Consider the following 21371-nt stretch of genomic DNA (forward strand, 5'->3'; position numbering starts at 1 on the left):
GTACCGGTGGGCGCAAGGACGTGCAGCACGTGCGGGGCGGAGCTCGAGGTCGGTGCGATGTTCTGCGCCGAGTGCGGCGCGCGTGCCTCGCAGACCGGACCCGTGCCGCCGCCCGGTGCAATCTCCTCGTCGCCCCCGCTGCCGGGCACCACATCGGCGCCGCTCCCCGCGGGCGTCGCGCCCCAGCCGCCCGCGCCGTTCGTCCCCGCGGTGCCCGCGCACCTCGCGTCCGCTCCGCCGTCCGCACCGTCCGTGCCGTCCGTGCCGGGCGCCGACGACCAGGCCGCCCCGGCGGTCGCGCACGAGCCCGACGGCCCGGGGCTGGCACCGCCGCCCCCGCCCTCGCCGCCCGCCGTGCACGCCGACGTCCCGCCCGTGTTCGCGGCACCCGTGCGGCCGGCCGACACGTTCCCGGTGGTGCCGGGCCGCGTCGCCCCGGTCGGGACGCGCGTCGGTGCGTTCGCGATCGACGTGGTCGCCCTCGCGCTCGTCGCGGGCCTGGGCGTGCTGATCGCCTCCCTCACCGTGGGCACGCCCGCGCCCGGTGACGTGTCGGCGACCGCGGGGATCGTCTCGTTCCTGCCTGCCGCGCTCGGCGGGCTCGGTGGGCTCGCGCTGTGGATCAGCGAGGCGCGTACGGGCGCGACGCTCGGCGGGTGGCTGCTGGGCATCCGCACGGTGTCCGTGCGCACGGGCCGCCCCGCGGGCTTCCTGGCGATCTTCCTGCGGCAGCTGATCGTGGGGCTCGGCGCCGTCGCGTGCTACGTCGGCCAGTGGGTCGTCGTCGCCTCGGGCGCGTTCGACAAGACGCCCGCGCAGCGCGGCTGGCACGACCGCGTCGCGGGCACGCTCGTGCTGCGGGCGGGGGCCACGGGCGTCGCACGCAGCGCGGACCCGGACGCCGCGTGGGACCACGCCGTCGCGCGCGCCGTGGGCGGCGCCGTGCCGCCCGCCCCGCTGCCGCCCGCTCCCGTCCCGCCCGCTCCCGTCCCGCCCGCTCCCGTTTCGCCCGCCCCGGTGCCGCCCGCCCCGGTGCCGCCCGCCCCGGTCCCGCCCGCGCCCGTGCCGCCCGCCCCGGCGCCGGTACCGCCCGCGCCGGCGCCCGCCGTCCCGGTCCCGCCCGCGCCCGGGACGCCCCTGGGTGCCGCACCCGGGAGCGCCGTCCCGCCGCCGCCCGCGCCGCCGGTGCCCGCCCTCGCGCCCGCGCCGCCCGTGCCCCCGGCACCCGCCGCCGAGCCCCGGGCCCGCACCGGCGCTGTCGCCGACGCGCCGCCCTCGGAGCCGGTCGTGACCGCGCCCCTGCCTGCCGCACCCGTCATCAGCCTGGTGCCCCTGCCGCCCGGCGTCGGCACGGGCCGGCCCACGGGCCCCGCCGCACCCGACGCGCGACTCATCACCGGCTTCCCCGGCTCGGGTGGGGCGCCGACGGGTGGTGCCCTCGCGGGTGCGGGTGACGTGCCCGCGCCGTCCGACGTCGTCGGGGAGCCGCGCCTCACCTCCGGACCCGTGACGCCGCCGGCGCCGCCCGTGCGCCGGGACCTCGTCGAGGACCTCGACGAGCTCGAGCTGACGCGCATGCGCGAGCCCGAGACGCTCGACGCCCAGCCGGGCGTGCGCGGGCTGCGGCTCGTGTTCGACACGGGCGAGCGCGTCGACGTCGTCGGTGAGGGTGTCGTCGGCCGGGCGCCGCAGGCGGCCCCCGGCATCGACCACGTCGTCGCGATCGACGACCCCGCGCGGTCGGTGTCCAAGGTGCACCTGGCGTTCGGTCCGACGGATCACCCCGACGAGCTGTGGGTCATCGACCGTGGCTCGACCAACGGCTCGGTGGTGGTGCGGCCCGACGGCAGCGCCGCGACGCTCCCTGCGGGTGCGCGCGCCACGGTCGGCCCGGGCTGGTCGGTGCGCTTCGGCGACCGCACGGTCGTCGTCGAACGCCGCTGACGCGCACGGTCGCGCCGGCAGACCGCCGCTCCGACGCGCGGGCAGGCCGCACGCTGCCCGCGACGTCGTCGTCCGTGCGCCCGTGCTGCGCGACGGGACCGGCGGCCCGGTGACGGGTCAGGTCGTGGGCGGGGTCCAGGCCATCTGCACCACCTGCACGCCGGCGTCGCGCGTGACGAGGCGAGCACGGCCCGGTACGGCGGGAGCGGGCCGGACGCCACCGACCAGCGCACCCTCGTCGGGGCTGCCGGACATGACCAGACCGGGTGCGGCGAGGTCCCGCAGGCCCTGCAGCACCGGGTCGAACATCGCGCGTGAGGCGCCACCCGTGCGTCGCGTCAGGACCAGGTGCAGGCCGACGTCGCCGGCCTGGGCGAGCAGCGGGACGAGTGCGGTCATGGGGTTGCCCGAGGACGTCGCGACCAGGTCGTAGTCGTCGACCAGGACGTAGACGTCGGCTCCCGACCACCACGAGCGGGCGCGCAGCTGGTCCGGTGTGACGTCCGGGCCGGGCATGCGTCCCCGCAGGTAGGTCGCCAGGTCGGCGAGCTCGGCCGTCGCCTGCTCCTGCGTCGTGAGGTAGCTGGTGAGGTACTCCTCGGGGATCTCGCCCAGCAGCGCGCGACGGAAGTCCACGGCGATGATCTGCGCCTGCTGCGGCGTGTGACGCCGCTGCACCTCGGCGGCCACCAGGCGCAGCAGCGCGGACTTGCCCGCGCCCGAGTCGCCGTAGGCGTACAGGTGGTTCTCCTCGGTGAGGTCGAGCACCACGGGTGCGAGCGCGGACTCGTCGATGCCCAGGAGCACGCCCGGGGCGTCGGGCACCCGCTCGCGCAGCGACGCGAGCGTGACCTCCTCGGGCAGCAGCCGCAGCTTGGGCGGCGGCGCACCGCGCCACGCCTGCGTCACGGCCTGCACCAGGTGCGCGACGCCGGCGCCGAGCGTGTCCGCCGAGCCGTCGCCGTCCACGCGGGGCAGCGCGGTCAGGACGTGGTGCTTGGTGACGGCCAGACCGCGGCCCGGGCGCTCGCGCGGGACGGCCGCGGCGACCTTGCGGTCGAACTCGGAGTCGGTCGGGTCGCCGAGCCGCATCTCCAGGCGCGTGCCGAACAGGTCCTTGATCTGCGTGCGGAAGTCCATCCACCGGCTCGCGGCGGCCATGAGGTGGATGCCGAACGTCAGACCGCGGCCCGCGAGGGCCTGCAGGCGGGGCTCGAGCTCGTCGAACTCCGCGCGCACCGTCGACCAGCCGTCGACGACGAGGAACACGTCCCCGTAGCCGTCGTCGACCCGGCCCTCGGCGCGCCGCGTGCGGTACGTCTCGATCGAGTCGATGCCGTGCGCGCGGAAGTACCGCTCACGCGCGTCGACGATGCCTTCGACCTCGGCCACGACGCGGCGCACCACGTCGGGCTCGGCACGCGTCGCGACGCCCGCGACGTGCGGCAGGTCGACGAGCGGCGTGAACGTGCCACCGCCGAAGTCGAGCACGTAGAACTGGGTCTCGAGCGGCGTCCGCGTCAGCGCGAGGCCCGTGACCACCGACCGCAGCACGGTGGACTTGCCCGAGCGCGGCCCGCCCACCACGGCCAGGTGGCCGCCCGCACCCGCGAGCGACATGGTGAGGTGCTCGCGGCGCTGCTCGAGCGGCCGGTCGACGATGCCGAGCGGGAACGTGAGCGGGCCGGCGGCGCGCCAGCCGGGGGAGACCAGGCCGAGCGCGGGGTCCACCGCGAGGTCGGGCATGAGGGTGTCGAACGTCTCGGGCACCACGAGCGGCGGCAGCCACACCTGGTGCGCGGCGGGGCCCTGACCCTTCATGCGCTCGACCGCGAGGTCGAACGTCGCGCGCTTCTCGCCGTCGTCGACGGTCTCGGGCTCGTCGGGCTCGTCGCGCCCCGGGGTCAGCCCCAGGACCGGTGCCGCGGTGAACGACTCGAGGCGCGCCCGGCCGGTCGCCACGGCGGCAGGACCCGCCGTGGAACGGCGGCGCGCACGCGGCGGGCCGGAGACGTAGGACGCGCGGAACTGCACCATCGTCGTCGGGTCGGGCTTGAGGTACCCCACGCCGGGGATCGGCGGCAGCTCATAGGCGTCCGGCACGCCCAGCACGGTGCGGGACTCGGCGGCCGAGAACGTCCGCAGACCGATCCGGTAGGACAGGTGCGACTCGAGGCCGCGCAGGCGGCCCTCCTCGAGGCGCTGGCTGGACAGCAGCAGGTGCATCTGCAGCGAGCGGCCCAGCCGTCCGATCGCGACGAACAGGTCGACGAACTCGGGCTTGGCGGCCAGCAGCTCGGAGAACTCGTCGGCGACGATGAGCAGCGCCGGCAGCGGGGCGAGGTCGGGGCGGTCGGTGCGCCGCGCCTTCTCGTAGTCCGCCACGTTGGCGAAGTTGCCCGCCGCGCGCAGCAGCTCCTGGCGGCGCACCATCTCGCCCTGCAGCGCGTCCTGCATGCGGTCGACGAGCGTGAGCTCCTCGCCGAGGTTGGTGATGATCGCGGACACGTGGGGCATGTCGGCCATCCCCGCGAACGTCGCCCCGCCCTTGAAGTCGACGAGGACGAAGTTGAGGTCCTCGGACGAGTGCGTCAGCGCGAGCGCGAGCACGAGCGTGCGCAGCACCTCGGACTTGCCCGAGCCGGTCGCGCCGATGATGAGCCCGTGCGGGCCCATGCCCTGCTGCGCGGACTCCTTGATGTCCAGCGAGACCGGCTGACCCTGCGGGGTCAGGCCGATCGGGACGCGGAGGCGGTCGCGCGGCAGCCGCGGCTTCCAGGCCTGGGCCAGGTCGAGGTCCCGCACGTCGCCCAGCCCCAGCAGGTCGACGAGCTCGGAGGAGACCTGCCCCTCCTCGCGCTGCGGACCCGCGTCCACGAACAGCGGCAGCAGGCGCCGCGCGGCAGCCTCGGCCTCGGGGATCGAGAGCTGGTCGCCACGCAGGCGGGTGGGCTCGAGGCCGACGCGCAGCACCTCGACGGGGACGCCGCCGTCGGGCAGCGCCGCACCCAGCAGGAAGCGCAGCACGTGCGGGTCCTCGAGGTCCTCCCAGTGCTCCGGAAGCTCGAGAACGGTGATGCCCAGCACCCCGTCGGGCGTGACGATCCCGTTGCCGACCGGGACGTGCCCGCCGTCGACGACGACGAGCACGTGCGGGGTGGGTGCGTTGAGCGCGGCGCGGCCGAAGCGCGGCCGGTCGGCCAGGCCCTCGGGCAGCAGCCCCTCGACGTCCGCGAGCGCGGTGCCGATCATGCGCGCCGGGCCGACCGCGTCGCGCTCGCGCGTCGAGTGCGCGTGCGGCAGCCACTTGACCCAGTCCCACGCGGGCAGCGCACGGTCGCTCGCGAGGACCGCGATCTGCAGCTGGTCGGGCGAGTGGAACGCCGCGAGCTGCGCGACCATCGCACGGGCCAGGCCGCGCGCCTCCTGCTCGGTGCCCGCGACCTCGATGCGCGACGCGCTGCGCACGTCGACGGACAGCGGGATGCCCTGCTGCACGCGGTGCGTGACCAGGAACCGGTGCGCGGCCGACGCGGCCACCGGGTCCAGCTGCGCGAGCGGCGGCGTCTGCGGCGCCTCGAGCTGCAGCGCGAGCATCTGCGGACCCGTGCCGATGCGGGCACGGAGGAACTCGGGGTGGTCGGGCGTGCGCTCCCAGGCGCGTGACCGCTCCTCGACGAGCGCGGCGAGCGCACCCGGCTCGGGTGCGTACCAGTGCGCGGCACGGCGCTGCGCGCGCCCCGCCTGGCGCACCGTCCGCCGCAGGTCCGCCAGGTAGGCGAGGTACTCCCGGCGGGCGCCGATCACCGAGGCCTGGTGCTGTGCGCGCTGCCGCCAGCCGTTCACGACGACGAACCCGAGCGAGGCGACCAGGAACATGCCGCCCGCGACCATGCCCTTGCCGCCCGGCTGCGCGAGCGCGATGAACACGATCGACCCGACCGAGCCGAGCATCGGGACCATGTTCGACAGCACGCCGCTCATGCCGTCCGACGGCTGGAGCTCGGGCGGCGGCTGCATGACGACCTGACCGGTCGGGACCGGGGGCGGGCCGGCGGGCTCGCGGCGGTCGGCGGCGATCGACATGGGCCTCCTCGGTGGCTCGTCGCGACGGGCGGCGGCGGCCCGACGACGCCGCAACGGTACCCGGACCGGCCGCGACCTGGACGATCCGGACCCGTAGCATGTGGCCGTTCCTGGACGCCGTCGACGCAGGGGAGGGCGAGACGTGACCACCACGGCCGCACCCCGCGTCCGGCACGCGCAGGTGCGCCTGGTCGTCGGCGTCGGTCCGGACCAGCGCCACGTGGCGCTGCGCGGTGACGTCGCGCTCGCCGACGCGCTGCGTGCGGCGCTCGTCCCGCTCGACGCACCGGGCACCGCTGTCCTCGACTCCGCGGGCCGACGCCTCGACCTCGCGCTGCCGGTGGGCGCCCAGCTCGACGACGGCGCCGCGGTGCACGTGGTGCGGCCCGCGCCCGCGCCGCGCGGTCGGCGGGACCCGGCGGCCGACGCCGAGGCGCTCGCCCGCCGTCCGCGGCCGCGTGCGGCGCTGCTCGCGCTCGCGGGCGCGCTGGGCCTCGTGCTGCTGACGCTCGCGCTGACGGGGGCGCCCGCGGTCGCGCTGGCCGGCTGGGACGCGGACCTCGCGCCCGTGCTGCCCGCCGCGCTCGTCGTGGCGCTCGTGGCCGCGTCGCTCGTCGTGGCCGGGACGGGGCGTCGGCGGGGCGGTGCCACGCCGACGGCCGTCGCCGCGGCCGCGACGTTCGCCGCGCCCGCACTGGCCGCCGCAGCGGGTGCGTGGGCCGTGCTGCCCGACGACGCGGCGACCGTGCGCCTGGCCGGGACGGTCGCGCTCGTGGCCGCGACGACGGCCTCGGCCGTGCGCGCGGTGATCGCCCGTGCCGCACGCATCGGTGACGACGAGGCGCTCGTGGTCCTCGCCGCGCTCGTCGTGGTCGGGTCGACCACGACCGCGGCGCTCCTGCTGGAGCTGCCCGGGACCGCAGCCGCAGCGTTCCTGCTCGGCCTGACGCCCGTGGTGCTGCGCGTCGCGCCGCGGCTCGCGCTCGCGGTCCCCGACGAGCAGCTGGTCGACGTCTCGCGCGTGTCCCGGACCGCCGACTCGGTGCGGCACCCGCGCCCGCGCGCGCTGGGTCGCGTGAGCGAGCGCCTGGTCGCCCGCACGGTCGCGGGCGCCGAGCGGCGCGTCACCACCGCGGTCGTGGTCGCCACGGGTCTCGCCGTGGCGCTCGTGCCCCTGGTCGTCGGCGCCCGCGAGCCGGGGACCATGGCCGGCATCGCCGCGATCGTGCTGGTCGCGGCGGTCGTCGTCGCGTTCGTGCTGGTCCCGCGCGTGGCGCGCGACCCGGCGACGCGGTGGCTCCCCAGGCTCGCGGCCGGGCTCGTGCTCGTGGCGGCGTCGGTCGCGGTGCCCGCGGGTGCGCGGGTCGCTGTCGCGGCCGGTGCGATCCTGCTGGCGCTGGTCGTCACCGCGGTCGGTGCGGCGCTCGGGCGCGGCTGGCACTCCGTGGTCGCGTCGCGCGCGGCGGATGCGTGCGAGGGGCTCGCGGTCGTGCTCGCGCTGCCCGCGGCGGTCGTCGCCGCCGACCTGGTCGAGTCGATCCGGCAGGCCGTCTCGTGACGGTCCACGGCCCCGTGCCGTGCTCCGCACGGTCCCAGCGAGAGGAGGCGCGCCCGTGAGCTCGCCGACGCCCTGCACCACCTGTGGGCAGCCCCTGCGCGAGGGTGCGCGGTTCTGCACCGCGTGCGGCGCGCCCGTGACACCCGTGCTCGTCGTGGAGGCGCAGCCCTCCCGCCGTTCGCGCGCGGCCACCGGACGGGCCAGCGGCCGACCCCGCCCCGCGCCCCCGGTCCCCGCCCCCGCGCCCGCGCTGGGCGCCGCGTTCGACGGCGCCCCGACCGTCGGCGTCGGACGGCGCCTGCTCGCCTACCTGATCGACGCGGCCGTGGTCGCGGCCGTGGCCGGCGGTGTGCTCGTGGCCACCGGTCACGTCTTCTACGGCGCGCTCGCCGCTGCCGAGCTGGCCCTCGGCATCGTGGTGTGGGAGGCCCGCACAGGACGCACGTTCGGCAACCTCGCGCTCGGGCTGCGTGCCGCGCGTGCCGAGTCGCCGTACGCACCCGGGCTGGGCCGCGGCGCGGCCCGTTCGCTCGTGATGCTCGCCGGTCACGCCGTGGGCGGCGTCGGTCAGCTGGTCGTGGTGGGTTCGGTCGGGTTCGACCGCGGACCGTTGCGCCAGGGCTGGCACGACCGCGCGGGGCGGGCCGTCGTCGTCGACGTGCGCGCGCCGCGTGGGGGAGCGGGCGCTGCGGTCGCACCGCACGTCCAGGGTGTACCCGCACCGTTCATCCCGACCGGCCCGCAGCCGTCCGCCGTGGCGGCACCGGCCGTGGCACCGGCCGTGGCGCCGCCCCCGCCGCCCGCCGGCGCCCCCGTCCCGGCGACCACCCAGGCGCCCGCCCCGGCCGTCGCGCGGACCTACGTGCTGACGCTCGACACGGGCGAGGCCATGACCGTCAGCGGTCCTGGCGTGATCGGGCGCGCGCCCCGGCCGCGGCCGGGGGAGCGGTGCGACCACGTCGTCGTGGTCGACGACCCCGAGCGCTCCCTGTCCCGCACGCACGCGAGGTTCGGTGTGGACGGACGCGGGTTCTGGGTCGCGGACGCGGGCTCGGGCAACGGGACGCTCGTGGTCCTGCCGACCGGTCAGACCCTCGTGGTCGCCGAGGACCGGCCGACGCCCGTCCCCGCGGGGGCGACCGTGCGCATCGGCGACCGTTCGGTCCTCGTCGACCCGCTGCCCGGCTCCTGACGCCTGGAGGACGCACACCGCGGCGTGCACCGCGCGGTGCGGTCTCGCCCGCTCACGGCCCCGCCTCGCGCGACCTGCGGGCATGCCACCGGGCCGCGGCGGTCCGCCGCGGCCCGGTGGGTGGTCACCAGCGTGCGGCGTTGGCGCGCTCGGTGGCCTGGTAGTCCTCGTTGGACGTGGTGACCGCCTGGCCGATCTGGGCCAGCAGGGCCTTCATGTCGGTGATGGCGGTGGTCCACTTGGCGCGGGCTGCCTCGTAGGAGGTCGAGGCCTCACCGGACCAGTTCGCGCGCAGGGGCGCCAGCGACTGGTCCATGTCGTTGAGGCGGCTCTCGATGTTGCCGGCGCCGGGCTGGATGTCAGCGGCGGCCGTGGCCAGTCCGCCGAAGTTGACCTTCAGGTCGCTCATCGGGTTCCCCTTCTCAGCCCAGACGCCCGGACAGTCGCGTGAACGCGGACTGCTGGGTGTCGTCGGACGCGGTGTAGGTCGACTGCGACTGCAGCAGGTTGGACTCGAACTCGTTGAGCGCCGAGACGATCTTGTTCGCGTCCTCACGCCAGCGGACCATCAGCTGGTTGAACGCGACCGCGCCCTGGCCCTGCCAGTGCGACCCGATCCCGGCCAGCTTGCCCTCGAGTGCGGACAGCTCGCGCTGCAGCTCGCCGCGCGTGCGTGCGACGACGTCGGCTCCCTGCTTGATCGCACCATCTGCTGCGGAGACCTCTGTTGCCATGACACCTCCCCCGTGCCCGACCCGTGCGGGCCGATGCCTCACCCGCCCCGGACGGGACGCGCCAGTCCCGGCGAAACGCCGCGAAACCGACGGAACCATAACGCGACGCCGGGGGACCGCGTGGGGTGGTGCCGTCGGCTGTGGATGCGCGTGCCGGGCGTCGGGCCCGGATGGCACGGGCCCCGCCGCGCGGGTGCGCAGCGGGGCCCGTGGACGTGGTTCAGCCGACGGTCACCAGGTCTCGTCGTCCTCCGTGCTCACCGCGGTGACGGCCGGGCCGTCCTCCCGGGAGCCGCGGCGGAGCCCGGCGGCGCGGTCGGCCGCGGTCGCCTCCTCCTCGAGCTCCGGGGCGAGGTAGCCGAGCGCACCCGTGCGGCGCTTCTTCTTCGACGCGCCCCCGGCGGCACCACCGCCGGGAGCCATAGCGCCACCCGCGGCACCGCGGGCCCCGGCACCGCCGGCGGCACCTGCGGCTCCGGGTCCGCCGAGCGCACCCGCGACCATGGGTGTGCCACCCAGCTGCCCGGACACGGCGCCGAGACCGGCCATGCCCAGCCGGGCGTTGCCCACGGCCCCGAGAGCCGCGCCGCCCACGGCGACACCGCCGGCGAGCGCCCCGCCGAACACGCCACCGGGGGGCGTCGGCGCGCCCAGACCGGGGGTGGTGCCGGTGGGCGGCTGCCCGGTCTGGGGGCCGCCGACGGGTCCGCCGATCGGCCCGGGGTCCCCGGGCCGGGGCGTGCCGAAGTCGATGCGGTCGTCGCCCGTCGTGTCCTCCGGGGGCGTCGGGTCCGTCGGGTCCTCGGGCCACGGCGGCTGCGGCGGCACGGGCGGCTCCGGCGGCTCCGGGGGCTCCGGCGGCGGCCACTCCGGCGGCAGCGGCGGGGGCGGGGGCGTGGGGGGCTGCGGCGTCGGGGTGGGCTCGTCCACGGGCCCGCCGACGGGCGGCTGGTAGAGCACCGCCGTCCCACCGGGACCACCGGGGCCGCTCCCGAACGTGGGCGCGTTGCGCGGCGGCCGGCCGCCGCCGGGGTCGGAGCCGCCCGGACCCGGGACGTCGTCGCGGTCCTGGTCGTCGCGTGCGGCCGTCAGCTCGTCGGCGAGCGCCATGAGCTGGGTGTCCATCGCGGTGACGGCCTCCTGCGCGACGCGCTCACGCTCGAGCGCACGCGCCTGCTCGATGTACGGCAGGCCCGCCGACGCGCCGTTGTCGATGTACTTCTGCCGCTCGGCGCTGCTCAGGGTGCCCGAGGGCAGGTCCCAGTACTGCGTGCGGGCGGTGCGGACGACGTCCGCCGCGCGCACCGCGATGCCCGCCATCGCGTTGAGCGCGTCGACCTCGTGCAGCATCGCGCGGGCGACCTGCGCGATGCTCTCCTGGGCGGCCGTGGCGGCCAGGCCCTCCATGCCGAGGTCGCTCGACATGCGGCGCAGCGTCGCGCTGATCTCCGTCAGCGGCGTGCACAGCTCCTCGAGGACGCCGGCGTCGCTCTCGACACCGGGCAGGTCGGCGCTGAGCGTCTTGGCGAGCTCGAGTGCAGCCTTGTTCTCCATGGTCACTCTTCCCCTGGGTGCGGTCGCGGGTCAGGCGGTGCTGCGGATGACGGGTGGGTCGACGCGGTCGCGGGCGTCGCGCTGCGACGTCGGACCAGGACGACGGCGGTGGCGGCGAGGGCTGCCGTGAGCAGGCCGCCCGCGCCCAGCGCGGCGACCGGGACGCCTGCCCCGTCATCGGCCGAGGGTGCGGGTGCCGCGGTCGCGGATGCGCTCGGCACCGCCGGGGCGGGCTCCGTCGCCGGGGCCGCCGGGGTCGGGGTGGGCTCGGGCGAGGCGCTCGCACCCGGCGCGGGCGGCGGGTCCTGCACCTCGTCGTACGTGGGCACGCTCAGCTCGCGACGGTCCAGCAGCGGGTTCTCGTCGGGGTAGCGCGTCGGGTCCTTCTCGAGCATGTGCCGCACGTTGACCCGGCCGTGCCCGTACTCCGGGTCGCGGAACAGCTCGTGGTCCTCGCTCTCGGTGTTGCGGACCAGCGTCTGCAGGATCTGGTCGGCCGTCGCGTCGGGGTAGGCCGACCACACGAGCGCGAGGGCCGCCGCCGTGTAGGCCGTGGCGCTCGACGAGCCGTTCTTCTCCTCGGCGCCCCGCAGGTCCTCGGTGATGTGCCGGATGCCCTCGCCGGGCGCGACGACGTCGGCGCCGGGAGGCGCACCGTCCCACAGCTTCCCGTCGGGTCCCACGGAGTTCACGGCGACCACGCCGTTGTGCGCCGCGGGGTAGCCTCGACCGCCGTCGGGCTCGACCGCGGCGACGACGATCACGCCGGCGTGCAGCGCACGTGCGATCGCGTCGCCGTCGCCGGGGGACTCGGTGCTGAGCGAGATCGAGATGATGTCCGCCCCGTCGGCCACGGCCTGGTCGATCGCGGCCGCGTACACGGTCCCCCCGTACGCCGTCGTCTCGGGGTAGCACTTCCCCTCGGGCGCGCCCGCGGGCGCGGTGAGCGCCGAGTAGAAGGAGACGGACGCATCGGGCGCCACGCCACGGATGCCGACTCCCTCGCCGGTGCCGATCACGAGCGAGGTCATCGTCGTGCCGTGCGCGGCGTCCGAGGAGTCCGTCACGGCGGGCATCGCCGTGCCCAGCGGCTCGTCGGCGCAGAACGACGGCTCGTGCACGGTGAGGTCGGTCCCGACGAGGTCGCCGACGTCCGTCTGGATCGCGGTGTCGATCACCGCGACCCGGACACCCTCGCCCGTGGCCTCGCGGTGCAGACGCTCCATACCGGTCTTCGTGAAGTACCACAGGCCGTCGTCGGTGTCCGTGGCGGCCTGCGCCGGCGCCGCGAGCGACGCACCCAGCACCGACGCGAGCGCGCCGACGAGAAGGGTGCGAGGTCGCGTCATGCCATGCCCATGCCGCCCGGCACCCGGTGGCCGGGGGCGTACGGCCCGTACATCGGCAGGGGGTCGAGGCGCGCGGCGAGCCGGGCGAACAGCGCCTGGATGTCCTCGTCGGTCGCCTTGGTGTTCGCGACCATCTTGTCCAGCTCGTCGCGCATGGTCTCCACGCGCGTCCGCAGCTCGGCGAGCTTCTCGGAGAACACCGCGAGCTGGCTCGCGTAGGTCTGCGCGAAGTACGTGGGGGAGGACGCCCTCGACCAGGTGTCGGCCGTCTGGTTGCTCTCGACCCGCGCGGCGCGCGTGCGCACGCTCTCGAGCTGGTCGAACAGCTCGAGCAGCGCGTTCAGCTGCTGCTTGACGAGGTCGGCATCGATGCTGACGCCGCTGCTCATGGGGCTCCCCCTGGAGTCGTGGTGATGCGTCGTTCGCCACCCGTTCCGGGTGACCTGAGCCGGAGGTGCGGTACCGGGCCGCGGCGGTTCGCCGCGGCCCGGTGGGTGGTCACCAGCGTGCGGCGTTGGCGCGCTCGGTGGCCTGGTAGTCCTCGTTGGACGTGGTGACCGCCTGGCCGATCTGGGCCAGCAGGGCCTTCATGTCGGTGATGGCGGTGGTCCACTTGGCGCGGGCTGCCTCGTAGGAGGTCGAGGCCTCACCGGACCAGTTCGCGCGCAGGGGCGCCAGGGACTGGTCCATGTCGTTGAGGCGGCTCTCGATGTTGCCGGCGCCGGACTGGATGTCAGCGGCGGCCGTGGCCAGTCCGCCGAAGTTGACCTTCAGGTCGCTCATCGGGTTCCCCTTCTCAGCCCAGACGCCCGGACAGTCGCGTGAACGCGGACTGCTGGGTGTCGTCGGACGCGGTGTAGGTCGACTGCGACTGCAGCAGGTTGGACTCGAACTCGTTGAGCGCCGAGACGATCTTGTTCGCGTCCTCACGCCAGCGGACCATCAGCTGGTTGAACGCGACCGCGCCCTGGCCCTGCCAGTGCGACCCGATCCCGGCCAGCTTGCCCTCGAGTGCGGACAGCTCGCGCTGCAGCTCGCCGCGCGTGCGTGCGACGACGTCGGCTCCCTGCTTGATCGCACCATCTGCTGCGGAGACCTCTGTTGCCATGACACCTCCCCCGTGCCCGACCCGTGCGGGCCGATGCCTCACCCGCCCCGGACGGGACGCGCCAGTCCCGGCGAAACGCCGCGAAACCGACGGAACCATAACCGACGGGGTGGGGCTTCGTCCTGCCGGGCAACCGTCCTGGGCCCCATCCGGGGCCACTCTCCCCCGATCGGCGGACGCCGCAGGTCGGGACGCACCGCCCGATCGGGCGTGACTATGCTGACCGACGTCCTGCGCACCCCGACCACGGGCGATCGTGCGGGCACGACGTGACCGACGACCAGCCGACGAGCCAGCCGAGGACGCCGATGACCGATCCGAGCACGCCGACCCCGGTCGGCACCCTGCTGCGGATCTCCGTGTCGAGCGCCGACCGGCGGATCGACCTGGGCGCACCGGGCAACGTCGCGGTCGTCGAGATCGTCCCGGGCCTCGCCCGCGCGCTGGGGGTGCTCGACGCGGGGTCGGTCTACGGCGGGTACCACCTGGTCACCGCGGCGGGCGTGCCGCTCGACCCGGCGCGCAGCCTCCTGGCCTCGGGTGTCGAGGACGGCGAGGTGCTGACGCTCGAGGTCGGTGCCGCGCGCCCGGAGCCGCGTGTGTACGACGACGTCGTCGAGGCCGTCGCGGACGCGGTCGAGACCCGGTTCCGCCCCTGGACGCCGCACGACAGCGCGCTGGGTGCGGCGTGGGGAGCGGCCGCGCTGCTCGCCGCGACGGGTCTGCTGCTGCTCGGCGCGGCGTCCGACGAGCCGCTGCCGCCCGTGGTCGCGGCCGTCGGTGCGTTGCTCGCGGTGGTGGCCGGTGCGGTCGTCGCCCGGGTCGGGCGCGATGCGGCCGCGGCACGCGTGCTGGTCCTGTCCGGCGGTCTGCTGGGCGCGGTCGCGGGGCTCACCCTCGGTGAGACCGCACCGTCCTGGGGGTGGCCCGCGGCTGCGGCCGGCGCGGGGCTCGCGGTGGCCGCGGTGCTCGCCGCCGCGGCGCTGCCGGACGCGCGCGAGGTCGCGGTGGGCCCGGGGGCGCTGGGTCTCGCGCTCGGCGTCGTGGGGGCGACGGTCGAGCTCGCGCCGGCCGAACCCGCGCACGTGCTCGCGGTGCTCGTCGCCGTGGTGCTGACCGCGAGCATCGGGGTTCCGTGGCTCGCGCTGGCGACCACGCCGCTGCGTGTGGTCTCGCCGCGCAGCGACGCGGAGATCCTGCTCGACCCCGTCGCGGTCGACGCCGACCGCGTGCAGCGCCAGCTGGACACGGGCTACCGCGTCCAGCTCTCGCTGCGGGTGTGCGTCGGGCTGCTGACGATCGTCGCGACACCGACGCTCGTCGCGTCCGGCGTCCCCGCGACGCTCCTGGTCGTCGTGGGCTGGGTGGGCGTGCTGCTCGCGACCCGGCAGTCGTACGCGCGTGCCGACGTCTTCGTCGTGGTCGCGCTCGGGGTCGCGGGGCTGGCGCTGACGCTCGTCGTCGCCGCGCTGGTCCACCCCACCTGGCGGACCGGGCTCGTCGTCGCGGCAGGCGTCGCGGTGGCGGCGCTCGTCGCGCTGGGGCTCGTCGCGCCGCGTCGCCGCGTGGGCCTGGCGCGCGCGGGTGACGTGCTCGAGATGACCGGCCTCGCCGTCCTGCTGCCGCTCGGCGTGGCCGCAGCCGGGCTGGTCTGACGCGGCCCGCGCTCGATGGCGACCAAGCGTGACCTCGTCGAGGCGCAGGCGTTCTCCCGCCGCCGCCTGCTGACCGCGTTCGTCAGCGGGGCCCCGGGCGGCCAGGAGCTCGAGCCCACCAAGCCGATGCGCGGCGTGGTCGCGGGCGTGGTGCTGAGCGTGCTCGTCGTGATCGGCTCGGTGGGCTGGGGGCTGCTGCAGCCCAAGCCGAACGACTGGCAGGACGACCGGCTGGTCGTCGTCAAGGACTCCGGAGCGCGGTACGTGTCACAGGGCGGCACGCTGTACCCGGTGCTCAACACGACGAGCGCGCGCCTGGCGATCGAGGCGGGCTCGTTCGACGTCATCGTCGTCTCGCCCGACGTCATCGCGGACGCGCCGCGCGGGCGCACGGTCGGCATCGAGGGTGCGCCCGACTCGCCGCCCGCGCAGAGCGCGCTCGTGGGCACGGGCTGGACGGCGTGCGTCGCCGAGGACGGGATCGCCACGCACGTCGGCGTCCCTCTGGAGACCGAGGCGGCCCAGGCCGTGGTCGTCCAGGTCGCGGGCGAGACGTACGTGGTCGCGGACGGCGTGCGGCACCACGTGCCCGCCACGGACGCGCCCGCGGTGCTGCGGTCGCTGCAGCTCGACACCGCGACCCCGGTGGAGGCGAGGGCGGCCTGGCTCAACCTGTTCCCCGCGGGCAGCGACCTGGCCCCGCTGGAGGTCGAGGGCGCGGGCAGCCCAGCTCCGCCGGGTGCGGGGCTGGACGGGCTCGAGGTCGGGACGGTCGTGCGCGTCGGCGCCGTCGGCGTGACCAGTCGGACGTTCGTGGTGCTGGAGGACGGCGCGCTCGCGAGCCTGAGCGAGTTCGCCGGGGCCCTGTACGCGCTCGGCTCCGGCGCGCTGGGAGCCCAGGTCGAGGTCGCGCCAGCGGACATCCGCGGGGCCGCGTCCGCGGACCCGCTCGGCGCCGACGACTGGCCGCAGGAGCTGGTCGAGCCGATGCCGGCCGAGCGTGCGCCGTGCGCGGTGCTGAGCACGGGGACGGCGCCCGGCGTGTCGCTGGTCTCGGCCGAGCCGCCCGCGGCCGCGGGCGTGGACGTGGTGCCAGGAGGCGGGGCGGTCTTCGTCGCACGCACGCAGGAGGGTGCGGCGGGTGCCTACGGGCTGCTCGACGAGACCGGCCGACGGTTCGGGCTGCCGGGCGCGACGTCCGACACGCTGCTGCGGCTCGGCTACACCGAGGACGACGTGGTCAGCGTCCCGCCCGCGTGGGCCGAGCTGTTCGCGCCGGGGCCGGAGCTGACACCCGAGGCAGCCTTCCCGGCCGAGGTGGCGGCGTCGGCGACCCCGACCGCCGGGACCCCGTGAGCGCCCGCGGGCGCCGCCGGGCCCCGCTGGCGCTGCTCGTGGCGGGTGGGCTGCTGGGCGGTGCCGTGCTGACGGGCGTGCCGGCCGGGCCGGCGGTCGCGGCGAGCCCGTGCCTGGAGCAGCCCGCGACGCCCATCCGGGACCGCGCGCCCGCGGAGAGGAGCCTGTCCGCGCAACGTGCCTGGCAGACCGCGACGGGGGTGGGCGTCCTGGTCGCGGTCGTCGACTCGGGCGTCGACACGCGCAACCCGCACCTGACGCGCGCGGTGCGCCCGGGCACGGACCTGGTGGGCGGCGCGGGTGGTGCACCCGGGACCACCGACGTGTGGGGGCACGGGACCGCGCTGGCGGGCATCATCGCGGCCCGCAAGATCGAGGGCTCGGGCCTCGTGGGGCTCGCGAAGCAGGCCGACATCCTGCCCGTGCGCGTGTTCGTCGCCGACGACGCGCAGGCGGCGGATGCGGGCACGGGACCGTCCGCGCAGCGCATCGCCGAGGGGATCCGCTGGGCGGCCGGGCACGGAGCGCAGATCATCAACGTCTCGCAGTCCACCAACGTGGACACGCCCGCGCTGCGCGACGCCGTGCGCGCCGCGACGGCAGCCGGAGCGCTGGTCGTGGCGAGCGCGGGCAACCGCGACACGGCCGAGAACAAGGAGGACCACGTCCGCTACCCGGCCGCGTACCCCGAGGTGCTCGGCGTCGCGGCCGTCGACGCGGACCTGCAGCCCACCACCGCCTCGATCCACGGCCCGCAGGTCGACGTGGCCGCGCCGGGCGCGTCGGTGCTCGCACCGAGGCCCGGCGGCGGCGACTGCGTGCTCGGGGACACGGCGCCCTCGTCGAGCTATGCGACCGCGTACGCGAGCGCGGCGGCGGCGCTGCTCGCGGAGCGCTTCCCGGACGAGACGCCGGCGCAGTGGAAGCACCGCCTCGAGGTCACCGCGGCCCGCGCGGGCGCGGACGTCCGGACCGACGAGACCGGCTGGGGCGTGATCCGGCCCGACGAGGCGCTCGCGTTCGTCGACGACGGCTCCGCGGTGGGGCCGACCAGCCCGGCGTTCCCCGAGGCCCCGCGCGCGACACCGACCCCGGCGCCGATCGTCGTCGCGCACGAGGCCGACCCGCTCGCACCGGTGCGCGCCCAGGCGGTCTGGTGGGCGCTCGCGGGAGCGGCCGTGATCGCGTTCGGCGCGTTGGCGTGGCGGCTGGTCACGGCGGGGGCCGGGAGGTCCGCCCGGCGGGGACCGGGATGAGCGCGCGCGTGCCACGGCTGCGCTGGGGCGCCGCGACCTCGCCCGGCGGACGCGCGGAGAACGAGGACGCGCTGCTGGCCGACCGCGACGTGTTCGTGGTCGCGGACGGCATGGGCGGGCACGACGCGGGTGAGGTCGCGAGCGCGGCCGCGGTCGCGACGCTGCGACCGCTGGCGGGGACCGCTCCCGGGCCGGACCGCGTCCGTGCGGCTGTCGTCGCGGCGCACGAGGCGGTGCGGGCCGTCCCGTCCGAGTCGTCGCGACGCCCGGGGACGACGTTGACCGGAGTGGTCGCGTGCGTGCACGAGGGTGTGCCGTGCTGGGTGGTGCTCAACGTCGGGGACTCGCGGACGTACCGCATGGCGGGAGCCGTGCTCGAGCAGGTCACGGTGGACCACTCGGAGGTCGCCGAGCTCGTCGCCGGCGGCCTGCTGCCACCCGACGACGCGGCGCACCACCCGTGGCGGCACGTGGTCACGCGCGCGCTCGGGGGCGGGGCCACCACGGTCGAGCCGGACCTGTTCGTGATGGCGATCAGCCCGGGCGACCGCATGCTCGCCTGCACCGACGGCCTGACCGACACGTTGCCCGACGCGCGCATCGAGGCCGAGCTCAAGGCGGCGCACGACCCGCAGGCCGCGGCCGACCGCCTGGTCGCCGCGGCGGTGGCCGCGGGTGCGGGGGACAACGTGACGGCGGTCGTGGTCGACGCGCTGCCACGGGCACGCGTGCGCTGAGCCGCCGCGGACGAGGTGTTGACGCCGCGCGGCGTCGCCCCTACTGTCCGTTTGCAGCAAGTTGCTGTCGATGTTGCGGCACTCTTGCAGCACCGGGGGACGCGCACCCGGGCGACGGCTCCGCAGGCCGTCGCCCGGCCCACCTCCTCCTCGCCCTCCCGGGCGTGGCGCCCCCCGTGTGAGCCGGTCCGCCGGCGCACGGTCGTCGCGACGAGGCGACGGCCGGGACCGGTCCGACGACGACGTCGGGCCCGACCAGAGGAGAGCACGTGCGCACCACCTCGCACCCGAACCCCACGGCGGGAGCGCCCGACCGCGCGCGTCGCCGGCTGCGCGCACTGGCCGCGCTGGTCGTCGGCGGGCTCGCGCTCGCCGGCGTCCTGAGCGCGGTCGCGCCGTCGGCGAGCGCGGCACCCGCGGGCAGTCGCACCGTCGGCGTCAACCTCTTCCAGTGGACGTGGAACTCGATCGCGGCCGAGTGCACCGACCACCTGGGGCCCGACGGGTACGCGTGGGTCCAGACCTCCCCGCCGCAGGAGCGCCCGGTGCTCGGCGGGCAGTGGTGGACCTCCTACCAGCCCGTCAGCTACCGCATCGAGTCCAAGCTCGGCACGCGCGCGGAGTACCGCGCGATGGTCGACACGTGCCGCGCGGCAGGTGTGCAGGTCATCGCGGACGTGGTGATCAACCACATGTCGGGCCAGACCTCGGGAACGGGCTGGGCGGGCACGCCGTTCAGCGAGGAGCGCTACCCCGGCCCGGCGGGCGGGTACGGCCCGCAGGACTTCCATGCGTGCCGGACGAACATCGCGAGCTATGCCGACCGGTACCAGGTGCAGAGCTGCCGACTGGTGGGGCTGCAGGACCTCGACACGGGCAGCGACTACGTGCGCCAGGAGATCGCCGACTACCTCAACGACCTGATCTCGCTCGGGGTGCGCGGGTTCCGGGTGGACGCGGCCAAGCACATCGCCGCGGCCGACCTGGCGGCGATCCGGGCGCGGCTCACGGACCAGAGCGTGTACGTCGTGCAGGAGGTCATCGGCGCCCCGGGTGAGCCGATCCAGCCGGGGGAGTACCTGGGCGTGGGCGACTCGCACGAGTTCTCCTACGCGCGTCATCTCAAGAGCGCGTTCAGCGGCGGCGGCCTGGCGTCGCTCGGCGGCCTCGACTCCGCGTCGTGGCTGCTCCCGTCGGACAAGGCGGGCGTGTTCGTGGACAACCACGACACCGAGCGCAACGGCGAGACGCTGTCCTACAAGAACGGCAGCGCGTACCGGCTCGCGAACGTCTTCATGCTGGCACACCCGTACGGCTGGCCGACGGTGTACTCGGGCTACGCGTTCTCGAACAACGACGCGGGCGCGCCGCAGAGTGCGAACGGCGAGGTCGACGACGCGCGGTGCGGCCAGGGCACGTTCACGTGCGCGCACCGGTGGAACGAGACCGCGCACATGGTCGGTTTCCGCAACGCGGTCGCGGGCACCGGACTCGTGGGCTGGTGGGCCGACGGAGACCGCCTCGCGTTCGGTCGGGGCGACAAGGGCTACGTCGCGCTCAACCGGACGGGCAGCCCGCTGACCCGGACGTTCACGACGAGCCTGCCGGCCGGGCAGTACTGCGACGTGATCAGCGGTGGTGCGGGCGCCACGTGCTCGGGCACCACCGTGACGGTGGGTGCGGGCGGCGCGGCGACGTTCACGGTCCCGGCCGACGGCGCTGTCGCGCTCCACGTGGGGGCGCGGCCCGGCACGACGACGTCGCCCAGCCCGACGACGAGCCCCACGCCGAGTCCGACGAGCTCGGCGGCCGCGGTCGCGTTCGGGGTCAGCGCGACGACCGTCTGGGGTCAGAACATCTTCGTCGTCGGTGACGTGCCCGCGCTCGGCGGGTGGGACCCGGCCCGGGCCGTGCCGCTGTCGGCGGCGACCTACCCGGTCTGGCGCGCGACCGTCTCGCTCCCCGCGGGATCGGCCGTCCAGTACAAGTACGTGCGCAAGGACGCCTCGGGATCGGTCACCTGGGAGAGCGGGGTCAACCGGACGCTCACCGTCCCGTCCGGCGGGACCCTGAGCGTGGCCGACACCTGGCGGAGCTGAAGCCGGCCGGGCCCGCACGCCTGCGCTGCGGGCCCGGTCCCGGGCGGGTGGTGCGCGCGCGTGGAGGTGCGCGTGCCACCCGTCCACCCCGCGCGGTCAGCCGTGGCCCCCGCACGATCGGTGCGTGGCGCGCAGCCCGCCGGGAGATCGCGACCCCTCCCGCGCGCGGATGCGGCACCACGGCGCGCTCGTCGTGCGTACGCTCGGGCGGATGGACGGGACGGACGCTCGCATCATCGACCTGCTGCGCGCGGACGGCCGCGCGCCCTACGGCCGGATCGGCGAGGAGGTCGGGCTCTCGGCGTCCGCGGTGAAGCGGCGCGTCGACCGTCTGCTCGCGCAGGGCGCCCTGCAGGGCTTCACGATCCGCGGCGGCCGGCCGGCCGCCGACACCGAGATCCAGGCGTACGTCGAGATCTTCTGCACCGGGAACGTCGCGACCGCGTCGCTGCGGCGGATCCTGGAGGACATCCCCGAGGTGCGTCGCGCGGGGACGGTCTCGGGTGACGCGGACGCGATCGTGCACATGGTCGCGCCGACGATCGCGCGGCTCGAGGCCGCGATCGAGCGCATCCGCGAGGCCCCCCACATCGACCACACCGTGAGCGCGATCGTCCTGACGGACATGTTCGACCGCTCGTGAGCCGTCACGCGGCGGAAACCCGGGTGTGACGCCCGGGTCATGCCGCGCGCCTAGCCTGCCGCCGCGCACGATTCGTGTGCACGGGTCGGCCATGCTGCAC

Annotated in this window: 17 protein-coding genes; 9 read left to right on the top strand and 8 right to left on the bottom strand. The window is 76.3% G+C overall.

From position 1 onward, the window contains the following. Window positions 1-6: 6 nt before the first annotated feature. A complete protein-coding gene (locus CELGI_RS16280; RefSeq protein WP_013882793.1) occupies window positions 7-1944 on the top strand; it encodes an RDD family protein in 1938 nt (645 codons plus the stop codon). Window positions 1945-2061: 117 nt separating this feature from the next. On the opposite strand, the gene CELGI_RS03815 is transcribed toward CELGI_RS16280, so the two are convergent. Then, complete coding sequence (locus CELGI_RS03815; protein WP_013882794.1) at window positions 2062-6030, bottom strand: type VII secretion protein EccC; 3969 nt, start codon at window positions 6028-6030, stop codon at window positions 2062-2064. Between the two features lie 142 nt (window positions 6031-6172). Here CELGI_RS03815 and CELGI_RS16285 point away from each other — a divergent pair, with 142 nt between their 5' ends. Both CELGI_RS16285 and CELGI_RS16290 read left to right on the top strand, forming a co-directional pair. Continuing rightward, the gene (locus CELGI_RS16285) at window positions 6173-7588 is read left to right on the top strand and encodes a hypothetical protein (RefSeq protein ID WP_013882795.1); all 1416 of its coding nucleotides are present in this window, start codon (window positions 6173-6175) and stop codon (window positions 7586-7588) included. Window positions 7589-7643: 55 nt separating this feature from the next. Next, window positions 7644-8780 (top strand): RDD family protein, encoded by a 1137-nt coding sequence (locus CELGI_RS16290; RefSeq protein ID WP_013882796.1) that lies wholly within the window; start codon window positions 7644-7646, stop codon window positions 8778-8780. Window positions 8781-8904: 124 nt separating this feature from the next. Here CELGI_RS16290 and CELGI_RS03830 read toward each other — a convergent pair whose 3' ends face one another. The 7 genes from CELGI_RS03830 to CELGI_RS03860 form a co-directional block, all read right to left on the bottom strand. Next, window positions 8905-9189, bottom strand: coding sequence for a WXG100 family type VII secretion target (locus CELGI_RS03830; RefSeq protein WP_013882797.1), 285 nt, complete (start codon window positions 9187-9189; stop codon window positions 8905-8907). 13 nt (window positions 9190-9202) lie between these two features. Further along, on the bottom strand, window positions 9203-9514 hold the full coding sequence (locus CELGI_RS03835) for a WXG100 family type VII secretion target (protein WP_013882798.1): 312 nt from the start codon (window positions 9512-9514) through the stop codon (window positions 9203-9205). Between the two features lie 231 nt (window positions 9515-9745). Beyond that, complete coding sequence (locus tag CELGI_RS17460) at window positions 9746-11068, bottom strand: hypothetical protein (protein ID WP_013882799.1); 1323 nt, start codon at window positions 11066-11068, stop codon at window positions 9746-9748. A 2-nt stretch (window positions 11069-11070) separates the two neighbouring features. Beyond that, the gene (locus tag CELGI_RS03845) at window positions 11071-12417 is read right to left on the bottom strand and encodes a S8 family serine peptidase (RefSeq protein WP_013882800.1); all 1347 of its coding nucleotides are present in this window, start codon (window positions 12415-12417) and stop codon (window positions 11071-11073) included. Further along, the gene (locus tag CELGI_RS03850) at window positions 12414-12806 is read right to left on the bottom strand and encodes a hypothetical protein (protein ID WP_013882801.1); all 393 of its coding nucleotides are present in this window, start codon (window positions 12804-12806) and stop codon (window positions 12414-12416) included. The genes CELGI_RS03845 and CELGI_RS03850 overlap by 4 nt, the downstream gene beginning before the upstream one ends. 109 nt (window positions 12807-12915) lie before the next feature. After that, window positions 12916-13200 carry a WXG100 family type VII secretion target gene (locus CELGI_RS03855; RefSeq protein WP_013882802.1) on the bottom strand — a complete coding sequence of 95 codons (285 nt, stop codon included), beginning with the start codon at window positions 13198-13200 and terminating at the stop codon, window positions 12916-12918. A 13-nt stretch (window positions 13201-13213) separates the two neighbouring features. Beyond that, window positions 13214-13525, bottom strand: a complete 312-nt coding sequence (locus tag CELGI_RS03860) for a WXG100 family type VII secretion target (RefSeq protein ID WP_013882798.1) — start codon at window positions 13523-13525, stop codon at window positions 13214-13216. Window positions 13526-13833: 308 nt separating this feature from the next. Here CELGI_RS03860 and CELGI_RS03865 point away from each other — a divergent pair, with 308 nt between their 5' ends. The 6 genes from CELGI_RS03865 to CELGI_RS03890 all read left to right on the top strand — a co-directional run bounded on the left by CELGI_RS03865 (window position 13834) and on the right by CELGI_RS03890 (window position 21271). Further along, window positions 13834-15180, top strand: a complete 1347-nt coding sequence (locus tag CELGI_RS03865; RefSeq protein WP_013882803.1) for an EsaB/YukD family protein — start codon at window positions 13834-13836, stop codon at window positions 15178-15180. Window positions 15181-15195: 15 nt separating this feature from the next. Beyond that, a complete protein-coding gene (gene eccB, locus CELGI_RS03870) occupies window positions 15196-16536 on the top strand; it encodes a type VII secretion protein EccB (RefSeq protein WP_013882804.1) in 1341 nt (446 codons plus the stop codon). Then, window positions 16533-17792 (top strand): S8 family serine peptidase, encoded by a 1260-nt coding sequence (locus CELGI_RS03875; protein WP_013882805.1) that lies wholly within the window; start codon window positions 16533-16535, stop codon window positions 17790-17792. Before eccB ends, CELGI_RS03875 begins: the two co-directional genes overlap by 4 nt. Then, the gene (locus CELGI_RS03880) at window positions 17789-18529 is read left to right on the top strand and encodes a PP2C family protein-serine/threonine phosphatase (RefSeq protein ID WP_013882806.1); all 741 of its coding nucleotides are present in this window, start codon (window positions 17789-17791) and stop codon (window positions 18527-18529) included. Before CELGI_RS03875 ends, CELGI_RS03880 begins: the two co-directional genes overlap by 4 nt. A gap of 269 nt (window positions 18530-18798) precedes the next feature. Further along, on the top strand, window positions 18799-20628 hold the full coding sequence (locus CELGI_RS03885; RefSeq protein ID WP_013882807.1) for a carbohydrate-binding module family 20 domain-containing protein: 1830 nt from the start codon (window positions 18799-18801) through the stop codon (window positions 20626-20628). 211 nt (window positions 20629-20839) lie between these two features. Continuing rightward, the gene (locus CELGI_RS03890; protein WP_041574397.1) at window positions 20840-21271 is read left to right on the top strand and encodes an Lrp/AsnC family transcriptional regulator; all 432 of its coding nucleotides are present in this window, start codon (window positions 20840-20842) and stop codon (window positions 21269-21271) included. The last annotated feature ends 100 nt before the right edge of the window (window positions 21272-21371 follow it).

Source organism: Cellulomonas gilvus ATCC 13127, from assembly GCF_000218545.1.
Classification (GTDB): Bacteria; Actinomycetota; Actinomycetes; order Actinomycetales; family Cellulomonadaceae; genus Cellulomonas; species Cellulomonas gilvus.

What these genes read in the sequence shown, in the direction of transcription:
- CELGI_RS03815 (WP_013882794.1), bottom strand. Translation starts at nt 6,030, where the DNA reads ATGTCGATCGCCGCCGACCGCCGCGAGCCCGCCGGCCCGCCCCCGGTC.
- CELGI_RS03830 (WP_013882797.1), bottom strand. Translation starts at nt 9,189, where the DNA reads ATGAGCGACCTGAAGGTCAACTTCGGCGGACTGGCCACGGCCGCCGCT.
- CELGI_RS03835 (WP_013882798.1), bottom strand. Translation starts at nt 9,514, where the DNA reads ATGGCAACAGAGGTCTCCGCAGCAGATGGTGCGATCAAGCAGGGAGCC.
- CELGI_RS17460 (WP_013882799.1), bottom strand. Translation starts at nt 11,068, where the DNA reads ATGGAGAACAAGGCTGCACTCGAGCTCGCCAAGACGCTCAGCGCCGAC.
- CELGI_RS03845 (WP_013882800.1), bottom strand. Translation starts at nt 12,417, where the DNA reads ATGACGCGACCTCGCACCCTTCTCGTCGGCGCGCTCGCGTCGGTGCTG.
- CELGI_RS03850 (WP_013882801.1), bottom strand. Translation starts at nt 12,806, where the DNA reads ATGAGCAGCGGCGTCAGCATCGATGCCGACCTCGTCAAGCAGCAGCTG.
- CELGI_RS03855 (WP_013882802.1), bottom strand. Translation starts at nt 13,200, where the DNA reads ATGAGCGACCTGAAGGTCAACTTCGGCGGACTGGCCACGGCCGCCGCT.
- CELGI_RS03860 (WP_013882798.1), bottom strand. Translation starts at nt 13,525, where the DNA reads ATGGCAACAGAGGTCTCCGCAGCAGATGGTGCGATCAAGCAGGGAGCC.
- CELGI_RS03865 (WP_013882803.1), top strand. Translation starts at nt 13,834, where the DNA reads ATGACCGATCCGAGCACGCCGACCCCGGTCGGCACCCTGCTGCGGATC.
- eccB (WP_013882804.1), top strand. Translation starts at nt 15,196, where the DNA reads ATGGCGACCAAGCGTGACCTCGTCGAGGCGCAGGCGTTCTCCCGCCGC.
- CELGI_RS03880 (WP_013882806.1), top strand. Translation starts at nt 17,789, where the DNA reads ATGAGCGCGCGCGTGCCACGGCTGCGCTGGGGCGCCGCGACCTCGCCC.
- CELGI_RS03890 (WP_041574397.1), top strand. Translation starts at nt 20,840, where the DNA reads ATGGACGGGACGGACGCTCGCATCATCGACCTGCTGCGCGCGGACGGC.